Annotated in this window: 4 protein-coding genes; all 4 read left to right on the forward strand. The window is 70.6% G+C overall.

Going from position 1 to position 10,089, the window contains the following annotated elements; all coding sequences use genetic code 11:
- Positions 1–68: 68 nt before the first annotated feature.
- The 4 genes from MJ607_RS13640 (at position 69) to MJ607_RS13655 (ending at position 10,079) form a co-directional block, all read left to right on the forward strand.
- Positions 69–797 carry a hypothetical protein gene (locus tag MJ607_RS13640; RefSeq protein WP_243076141.1) on the forward strand — a complete coding sequence of 243 codons (729 nt, stop codon included), beginning with the start codon at positions 69–71 and terminating at the stop codon, positions 795–797.
- A complete protein-coding gene (locus MJ607_RS13645; protein WP_243076142.1) occupies positions 794–1,456 on the forward strand; it encodes a class F sortase in 663 nt (220 codons plus the stop codon). Before MJ607_RS13640 ends, MJ607_RS13645 begins: the two co-directional genes overlap by 4 nt.
- Before the next feature lie 62 nt (positions 1,457–1,518).
- Positions 1,519–3,882 (forward strand): excinuclease ABC subunit UvrA, encoded by a 2,364-nt coding sequence (locus tag MJ607_RS13650; RefSeq protein WP_243076143.1) that lies wholly within the window; start codon positions 1,519–1,521, stop codon positions 3,880–3,882.
- A gap of 152 nt (positions 3,883–4,034) precedes the next feature.
- Positions 4,035–10,079, forward strand: coding sequence for an Ig-like domain-containing protein (locus tag MJ607_RS13655; RefSeq protein WP_243076144.1), 6,045 nt, complete (start codon positions 4,035–4,037; stop codon positions 10,077–10,079).
- Positions 10,080–10,089: the final 10 nt, after the last annotated feature.

Genomic DNA, 10,089 nt, shown 5'->3' on the forward strand with positions numbered 1-10,089 from the left:
CCGGAACAGCGAGCTATACAGCTGACAGGCGGGGTTGCCATTCGGGACCGCCTGTGTCGTCTTCCCGAATGACCCTCGCCGAACATCCATTCTCAGGATTCATCGAGGGGGCACTCGTGAAGAACAACAATGTACGCACTGCGAGTCTGGGGGCGACTGCGGTCGTCGCGGGACTCATCGCCGTCTTCGGAGCTGCTGGGGCAGCCTCCGCAGCAGAGATCAGTGGCGAAGGCCATGTGACACTCGACTTCGCCAGCACGCCGGGCTCGGTCGAAGTGACGGTCTGGACCCACAACCTCTCCACCGTCGAGGCCTACGGCGCGGCCGTGATCCAGGATGTCGACGGGCAGCGTTACGCCCGCGGTCCCGAGCGCTACGCAGCCGGCCAGGAGAAGACGTTCGTCCGCACCCTCGCGGGTCGCACGTGCGCCGACCTCGGTCGGGGGGCCATCGCGTTCGCGTTCGGCTTCGGCGACCTGTCGACGCCGACGCCCGACTGGATCGGCGCGCCGCTGTCGTACCCCGACCCGCGCATCACCGTGATCGGCTGCGACTCGCCGCCCGTGGAGCCGAACCCGACCGGCGGGGAGCCGGTCGTCACGCCGGTCCCCGGCACGACGACGCCGACCGCGACCACTCCGACCGCGACGACCAACAAGCTGCCGGCAGCCAAGACCGACGGCGCCGACCTCGCGGCCGCTTCGCACACGACGCCCATCTTCGGGCTGCTGGTCACGCTGGGCGCTGTGCTCGCGGCATCCGCCGCGGCTGCCGGGGGAGCCCTCCGGCGCCGATGACCCGGTCCACGACGCGCAGCCGCGCGGCCCTCGCCGTCGCGGCCGCCGTCCTGTGCCTCGTCCTGCCGGGGTGTGCGACACCCCGGCAGGACGCAGCATCCGCTCCTTCGCCGACCGTCTCAGCGACGCCGTCCCCGACGGTGACGCCGTTCGAGACGCCGGCGACCGACGTGCCGCAGGACGTCCCGATGGCGGCGCCCACCCGGCTGGTGTTTCCGGCGGCGGGCATCGACGGGGCGGTCGAGGAGTACACCGAAGCGGATGCCGCGGCCGAGGGCGGCGTCAATCCCGCGTCCCTCGACACGATCTCCTGGTACTCGGGCGTGCCGAACCCCATGCCGGGGTCGGACGCGCTCAACACCGTCTACATCTTCGGCCACTCATGGGTCGAGCCCGCCGTCTTCAACGGCCTGAAAGGCGTCCAGCCGGGCGAGCGTGCGACGCTCACGACGGCCGAGGGCGACCTCGTCTATGAAGTGGACGAGGTCATCACGATGGCCAAGCCCGACTTCACGCAGGACCCGCGCGTCGTCGCCGTGGTGCCCGGTCGGCTCGCCCTCGTCACGTGCTTCCGCCCCGCGGGGTGGGACCGAGACGCACACGCGCCCGACAACACCGTCGTCTTCCTCCACCTCGTCGAGGCCCACGCGACCCGTTGAGGACGCCCCGCGTCCGCGGCGTGCGGCAGACTGACGTGCAGACCGTCGAGGAAGGCGCGCAAATGGCAGGGGATCAGGCCCGCGAGGGGCACATCGCGGATTCGCACGAGATGATCCGCGTCGTGGGGGCGCGTGAGAACAACCTCAAGGACGTCAGCCTCGACATCCCGAAGCGGCGGCTGACGGTCTTCACCGGCGTCAGCGGCTCGGGCAAGTCGTCGCTCGTGTTCGCGACGATCGCCAACGAGTCGCAGCGGCTCATCAACGAGACCTACCCGACGTTCGTGCAGCAGTTCATGGGGCAGCTGAACCGTCCCGAGGTCGACGCGCTCGAGAACGTGAGCCCCGCGATCATCGTGGACCAGGAGCGCATGGGCGCGAACGCACGCTCGACCGTCGGCACGGCGACCGACGCGCACGCGATGCTGCGGCTGCTCTTCAGCCGCATCGGCCAGCCGCACGTCGGCTCTCCGCAGGCCTTCTCGTTCAACATCCCCTCGGTCAAGGGCGCGGGCGCCGTGACGTTCGAGAAGGGCGGCAAGCAGGTCAAGGAGCGGCGCTCGTTCGAGATCACGGGCGGCATGTGCCCGCACTGCGAGGGTCTCGGCGAAGTGAGCGACGTCGACCTCGACGAGCTGTTCGACCGCGAGAAGTCGCTCGCGGAGGGCGCGCTCGCGATCCCCGGCTACAACGTCGACGGCTGGATGGTCCGGCAGTTCACCGAGTCGGGCTTCCTCGAGGCCGACAAGCCGATCAAGGACTACTCCGAGCAGGAACTCGCGGACTTCCTCTACAAGGAGCCCACGAAGGTCAAGATCCAGGGGATCAACATGACCTACGAGGGGCTCATCCCGAAGATCACGAAGAGCTTCCTGCAGAAGGACCGCGACTCGCTGCAGCCGCACGTGCGCACCTTCGTCGACCGCGCCGTCAAGTTCATGCCGTGCCCGGAATGCAACGGCACGCGCCTCAATGAGGGCGCGCGGTCGTCGAAGATCCGGGGGACGAGCATCGCGGATGCCGCCGCCATGCAGATCACCGACCTCGCGGCGTGGCTCGACACGGTCGACGACCCCGAAGTCGCCCCGCTCATGGTCGGGCTGCGTCAGACGATCGCGTCGTTCGTCGAGATCGGGCTCGGCTACCTCTCGCTCGACCGCGCCTCGGGGACTCTCTCGGGCGGCGAGGCTCAGCGCACGAAGATGATCCGGCACCTGGGATCCGCGCTCACCGACATCACCTACGTCTTCGACGAGCCGACCGCAGGGCTGCACCCGCACGACATCCAGCGCATGAACCGCCTGCTCGAGCAGCTGCGCGACAAGGGCAACACGGTGCTCGTCGTCGAGCACAAGCCCGAGGTCATCGAGATAGCCGACCACATCGTCGACCTGGGTCCTGGCGCGGGCCGCGCGGGCGGCGAGATCCAGTACGAGGGGGATGTCGCCGGCCTCCGCTCGTCCGCCACCATCACGGGCCGCCACCTCGACGACCGCGCGCGCCTCAAGCCCTCGACGCGCACCGCGAAGGGCGCGCTCGAGATCCGCGGCGCCACGCAGCACAACCTCGACCGCGTCGACGTCGACATCCCGCTCGGCATCCTGACTGTCGTGACGGGTGTCGCGGGCTCGGGCAAGTCGTCGCTCATCCACGGCAACGTGCCCTCGTTCGACGAGGTCGTCGTCGTCGACCAGTCGGCGATCAAGGGCAACCGTCGCAGCAGCCCCGCGACCTACACGGGCATCCTCGACACGATCCGAGCGGCCTTCGCGAAGGCGAACGGCGTCAAGCCCGCGCTGTTCAGCGCCAACTCCGAGGGCGCGTGCCCCGCGTGCCGGGGGCTCGGCGTCATCATCACGAACCTCGGCTTCACGCAGACCGTCGAGACGCTGTGCGAGCTGTGCGAGGGGTCGGGCTTCAGCGACGACGTCCTGGAGTACCTCCTCGACGGCAAGAACATCGCCGAGGTGCTCGCGATGTCGGCGGCCGAGGCATCCGTGTTCTTCACGAAGGGCCCCGCGCACACGACCCTCACCCGCATGATCGACGTCGGCCTCGGGTACATCACGCTCGGCCAGGCGCTCAATACGCTGTCGGGTGGCGAGCGACAGCGACTCAAGCTCGCGATCTCGATGGCCAAGAAGGGCGCGATCTACGTCCTCGACGAGCCGACGACGGGCCTGCACCTCGCCGACGTCGACAACATGCTCGGGATGCTGGACCGACTGGTCGACGCGGGCAACAGCGTCATCGTGATCGAGCACCACCAGGCCGTCATGGCGCACGCCGACTGGATCATCGACCTGGGGCCCGGCGCCGGACACGACGGCGGCAAGGTCGTCTTCGAGGGCACGCCCGCCGACCTCGTCGCGGGCGGCGAGACGCTGACCGCGCGCCACCTGCGCGAATACGTCGGCGCCGCCTGAAAGTGCCGCCCGCGGGCATTCCCCGTGTGGCGAAAAGTCCTGGCGCGGCGGGTTATCTTGGACTGTTCCGTTTCGAGGCGGCGCCCTGATTCGACCCCAGGGACCCGACGCCCCGCTCTCGACCTCACGTTCCGTGGAGAGGCCGTAAGCACATGAAGTCCTTCGCGTGGCTTCGCGCGCGTCCGCGCGCGCTCGCGTCCGGCGGGATCATCACGGCCGCCGCGCTCGCGATCACGACGATGGCGGTGCTCTACGAGGGCTTCCCGACGACCGAGGTCGACCTCAACGACGGCGGCGTCTGGGTCACGAAGCAGTCGAGCATGCTCGTGGGCCACTTCAACCACGAGTCGCGCGTCCTCGACGGGGGCCTCCGCACGACGAGCAACGACTACGACATCCTGCAGGCGGGCGAGACGGTGCTCGTCGCCGACGCCGTGGGCGGCACGCTGACCTCGGTCGACCCCGCGATGGTCGTCCTCACCGACAGCACGGAGATCCCGTCCGGAGCCGACATCGAGCTGGGCGGGCCCACCGTCGCGATCCTCGATCGCAAGGCCGGCGACCTGTGGGTCGTCCCCGCCGCCGCCATCGCATCGTTCCGCGTGCAGGGGACGGATCCCGTCGTGACCCTCGGTGAGGATGCCGACGTGACAGTCGGCCTCGACGGCACCGTCTATGCCGTCTCCGCCGAGAGCGGCGAGATCGTCACGATCCCCCTCGACGAGACGGGCGAGGTCGGCGAGCCGTCGCGGCGCACAGTCGCAGACAAGCTCGAGGCGCCGAGCATCACGGCGGTCGGGACTGTCGCCGTCGTCCTCGACACCGCGACCGAGACGCTCCACACCTCCACCGGCGAGTCGCTCGCCGCCCCGGACGGCGACACCGCCGTGCTGCAGCAGCCCTCCGCAGCCTCCGACGCCGTGACGCTCGCGACCGCCTCGTCGCTCGTGCACGTGCCGTTCGACGGCTCAGACCCGTCGGAGCTGAGCTCGGGCGCGCAGGGCACGCCCGCCGCTCCCGTGCACCTCAAGGGATGCTCGTACGCCGCGTGGTCGGGCTCCACGATGTTCGCGCGCGACTGCCTCGGCGAGGCGGACGACGTCACGGCCGCCGTCGACGGCGCGGATGCGGCATCCGTCCTCCGCTTTCGGGTGAACCGCGACGTCGTCGTGCTCAACGACATCGTCGGCGGCGCCGCGTGGATGGCGAGCGAGAGCATGCAGCGCGTCGACAACTGGAACGACGTGACGCCGCCCGAGGGCGACACGGAGGAGGACGAGCAGACCACGGAGGAGTCGGTCGAGACGACGCTCCCCGAGCGCACCGAGGAGAACACGGCCCCCATCGCGACCGACGACGAGTTCGGCGTGCGACCTGGCCGGACGACGGTCCTGCCCGTGCTCGACAACGACAGCGACGCGGACGGCGACGTCCTGGTCGCGGCGGTCGAGGGCAGCGGACCGGGGATCGGCGCGATCCTGCCCATCAACAACGGCGCGGCCCTGCAGATCGCGGTGCCCGAGGACGCCGACGGCTCCGACGCCTTCAGCTACCGCGTCGACGACGGCCGCGGCGGGACCGACACCGCGAACGTGCGGCTCGCGGTGCGCGGCTGGGACGTCAACGAAGGCCCGCGCCAGAAGCGCATCACGACGGTCACGATCGAGTCCGGGGGCACGGTCTCGTACAACGTGCTGCCCGACTGGGCCGATCCCGACGGCGATGACATCTTCCTGCAGGGCGTCGCCGCGGCGCCCGGCGACGAGGCCGACTTCACGTCGGACGGGCGCATCACGTATCGCGCGATCGCGGGCACGCAGGGCCGCAAGGACGTCGCGATCGTCGTCTCGGACGGCACGAAGATCACCGAGGGCATCGTGCGCTTCGACGTGCGCCCGGTCGGCTCGACCGTGCCCGTCACGAACGCCGACCACGTCGTCGTGCGGGCGGGCCAGACCGTGACGGTCGCACCGCTCTCGAACGACACGAGCTCGGGCCGCGAGCAGCTGCGCCTCACGCGCGTCGACGAGGTCGCGGGAGCCTCGATCGTGCCGGACTTCGCAGGCAAGACCTTCTCGTTCTCGTCGCCCACGCCGGGCGTCTACTACGTGCAGTACCTCGTCTCGGCGGGGGCCAACGCCGTGCCGGGGCTCGTGCGCGTCGACGTCATCGAGGATCCCGAGACGGATCTGCCGCCGATCGCGGTGCGGGATGTCGCGCTGCTGCCGAGCGGCGGCGAAGTGCTCGTCAACGTGCTCGTGAACGACACCGATCCCGCGGGCGGCATCCTCGTCGTGCAGTCCGTCTCGGTCGAGCCGAACTCGGGCATCGCCGTCGCGGTGCTGGGCCACGAGACGCTGCGGATCGCCGACCAGTCGGCGCTCGGCGCGCCCGTGCGGATCGCCTACCGCATCTCGAACGGCACGCAGACGGCCGACGGCGAGGTCGTCGTCATCCCCGTCCCCGCGCCCTCGCAGCTGCGCCCGCCCGTCGCGAACGACGACCAGGTCATCGTGCGCGCCGGCGACGTCGTGACCATCCCCGTGCTCGAGAACGACTACCACCCGACCGGCGACACGCTGCACGTCGCCCCCGACCTCGTTCCACCGCTCGTCGACCCGGCGGACGGTGAGCTCTTCGTCTCGCAGGACACCCTGCGCTTCAAGGCGGGCGACGAGCCGGGCACCGTGTACGCGACGTACGAGGCCGTCGACAGCACGGGCCAGAAGGACGCCGGCTACGTCACGATCCAGGTGCTGCCGGTCAATGCCGAGACCAACACGGCACCGCGCCCGCGCGACCTCACGGCCCGCGTCCTGAGCGGCTCGAAGGTGCGCATCGCCGTGCCGCTGGACGGCATCGACCCGGACGGCGACTCCGTGCAGCTCGTCGGCATCGCCTCGGCGGCGCAGAAGGGCCGCATCGTCGAGACGGGTGCGAACTTCCTCGTCTACGAGGCCTTCGGCGACGCGACGGGCGTCGACTCGTTCACGTACCGCGTGCGCGACCGGCTCGGCAAGGAGGCGACGGCGCCCGTCCGCGTCGGCATCGCGCCCGCCGAGGCCGTCAACCAGGCGCCGTACGCCGTCAAGGACTCCGTCATCATGCGGCCCGGGCGCTCGGTCGCGGTCCCCGTGCTGACGAACGACTCCGACCCCGACGGCGACCGGATCGGCCTCCTGAAGGACGGTCTCGTTCTTCCCGACGTCGAGGGTCTCGAAGCCGAGGTGCAGGGCGATCGCGTCATCGTCACCTCGCCCGACGAGCCCGTCGAGACGTCGCTGCAGTACACGATCCGCGATGCGCGCGGCGCGCAGGCGACGGCCGTCCTGCAGGTGACCGTCGCGAAGGACGTGCCGCTGCAGCGCCCCATCGCGCGCGACGACCGGCTGCGCCCCGAGGACGTCACCGACGACACCGTCGACATCGACGTGCTCGGCAACGACGAGGACCCCGACGGCACGACCGACGACCTCGACGTGACGGTGCGCGAGACGGGTGCACGCGTGCTCGCCGACGGCACGCTGCGCGTGACGCTCGGCGACACCGACCGCCTCCTCACCTACACGATCACCGACGCCGACGGGCTGTCGGCCTCCGCGTTCGTCTTCGTTCCGGCGCTCGGCTCGCTGCCGCCGACCCTCGCGACGAAGGGCATCGAGGTCGCGAGCGGCGAGACGATCGAGATCCCCCTCGCCGACCACGTGAAGACGGCGCCCGGCAAGTCCGTCGTCGTGACCGAGGCCGCCAAGGTCTCGGCGGTGCACTCGGACGGCTCCAGCCTCGTGAAGGACCAGTCGACGCTCGTCTACACGTCGGCGCAGCGCTACTTCGGCCAGGACGCCCTCACCTTCGAGGTCACCGACGGCACGGGCCCCGATGACCCCGAAGGCCACAAGGCGACGCTCACGATCCCCATCACGGTGCTGCCGCCCGAGAACCAGCCGCCGACCTTCGTGGACGGACGGATGGATGTCGCACCCGGCGAGACCGCCGTGACGCTCGACCTGCGCGGCCTGACGTCCGATCCCGATCCCGAGGACCTCGACGACATGCGCTACAGCCTCGTCGGCGGCGCGCCCGGCGGGTTCACGGCATCCGTCGATAGCGGCGTCCTGAGCGTCAGCACGAGCGCCGACACGCGCAAGGGCACGGCGATCAACCTGACGGTCGAGATCACCGACGGCACGACCGAGCCGATCCGCGGCAACGTCACGGTGCAGGTGACCGCCTCGACGCGGCCCTTGCCGACCGCCAACGACGACACCGTCCCCGAGGCGCACCAGGGCAAGACCGCGACGATCCCGGTGCTCGGCAACGACTTCAACCCCTTCCCCGACACTCCGCTCAAGGTCGTCGCGGTCGCCGTCGAGACGGGTGACGGAGCCGCTGAGATCGCGGGCGACCAGATCAAGGTCACGCCGAAGGACACCTTCTTCGGCACGATGGTCGTGCGCTATCGCGTGCAGGATGCCACGGCCGACGCCGACCGCGAGGTCGAGGGCCGCATCCGGCTGACGGTGCAGGGCCGCCCCGACGCGCCGGGCAAGCCCACCGTGTCGAGCGTCCAGGACCGCACCGTCGTGCTGTCGTGGAGCCCGCCGCCCAACAACGGCGCCGAGATCGAGTCGTACACCGTGACGTCCCTCGTGGGCGGCTACACGAAGGAGTGCGTCGCCACGACGTGCACGCTCGACGCGCTCACCAACAACGTCGAGTACAACTTCACCGTGACGGCGACGAACCGCGTCGGCTCCTCCGACGCCTCGGTGCCCTCGGAGCCGGCGCGCCCCGACGCGCGGCCCGACACCCCGAACCCGCCGACCCTGCAGTTCGGCGACCGCAGCCTGCAGGTCGCGTGGGAGACCCCGACGACGCCGGGCTCGCCGGTCGACTCGTTCACGCTCGAGATCTCACCCGCCCCGCCGTCGGGCGTCACGTCGAAGACCGGCGTGAAGGGCAACTCGCTCACGTGGGACGCGCTCGAGAACGGGGTCGCGTACCAGGTGCGCGTCCGCGCCCACAACCGCGCGCCCGACCCGTCGAGCTGGAGCGTCTACTCCGCGACGATGGTGCCCGCGGCGCCGCCCGCCGCGGCGGGCGCCCCGACCACGACGCGCCTGAGCCCCGTCGGCGCGCAGGCGCAGATGCAGGTCGCGTGGAACGCGCCCGCGAACAACGGCGACACGATCGACGGCTATCGACTCAACGTGCTGCAGGGGTCGAGCGTCGTGCGCACGATCCCGGTGCCTGCGGGCCAGACGTCGCAGGCTGTCGCGATCGACGCATCGACGACGGACTACACGTTCAGCGTCGCGGCGCACAACAAGGCAGGGTGGGGCTCCGACAGCGCGCCGTCCGCTCCGCGCCGCGCGTTCGTCGCTCCCGGTGCGCCGACGAACGTCGTCGCGACGACGCCGAAGAACGACAGCGCGATCGTCGTGAGCTACACCGCCGCCGCCGGCAACGGCGCGACGGCGTCTGAGCTGCGGTACGAGTACAACGTGGGCTCGGGCTGGCGCAGCGACTGGGACGGCAGCCGCATCACGGCGGGTATCTCGAACAACAACTCGTACACCGTGACCGTCCGCGCCTACACGTCGCTCGACGGCGTCCGCTACGACGGCGCCGCGTCGGCGGCCTCCGGCTCGGTCGCGCCCTACGGCCCGATCAACCAGCCCGGCGCCACCGCGAGGGCTTCGGGCACGACGATCGACTACACGTGGACCGCCCCGTCGAAGAACGGCCGCGACATCGTCAAGATGGAGGTCCAGTTCGACGGCGGCTCCTGGCAGGGCGTGGCACTGAACGGGTCGACCTCGGGCTCGTACGGCTACAGCCAGTCGCACACCATCACGGTGAGGGCGACGGATGCCGCGGGCCAGACCTCGACGAAGTCGGCGTCGGCGCGCACGGCCGATCCGCCGCCGCAGCTCGCCTGGACGTCGCAGGGGCCGAACTCCTTCAACTGCAGCCCCGACACGTGCTACTACCTGCGCCTCAACGTCTCGAACTTCCCGGCGGGCAACTACACGACGTACTGCCTCGAGAACGGGTCCCGGTTCACGAACGGCAAGACGTACTACATCCCCGCGAACGGCTCGGTCGACATGACCTGCTGGCACGGCGGGGCGAACCTGCAGCTCTCGATCGAGATCGCCGGCTGGGGCACGGCGCAGGCCACGACATGGCCGTAGCGCGGGCCGC

Origin of the sequence: Microbacterium sp. SS28, from assembly GCF_022761035.1 — a bacterium.
GTDB lineage: Bacteria > Actinomycetota > Actinomycetes > Actinomycetales > Microbacteriaceae > Microbacterium.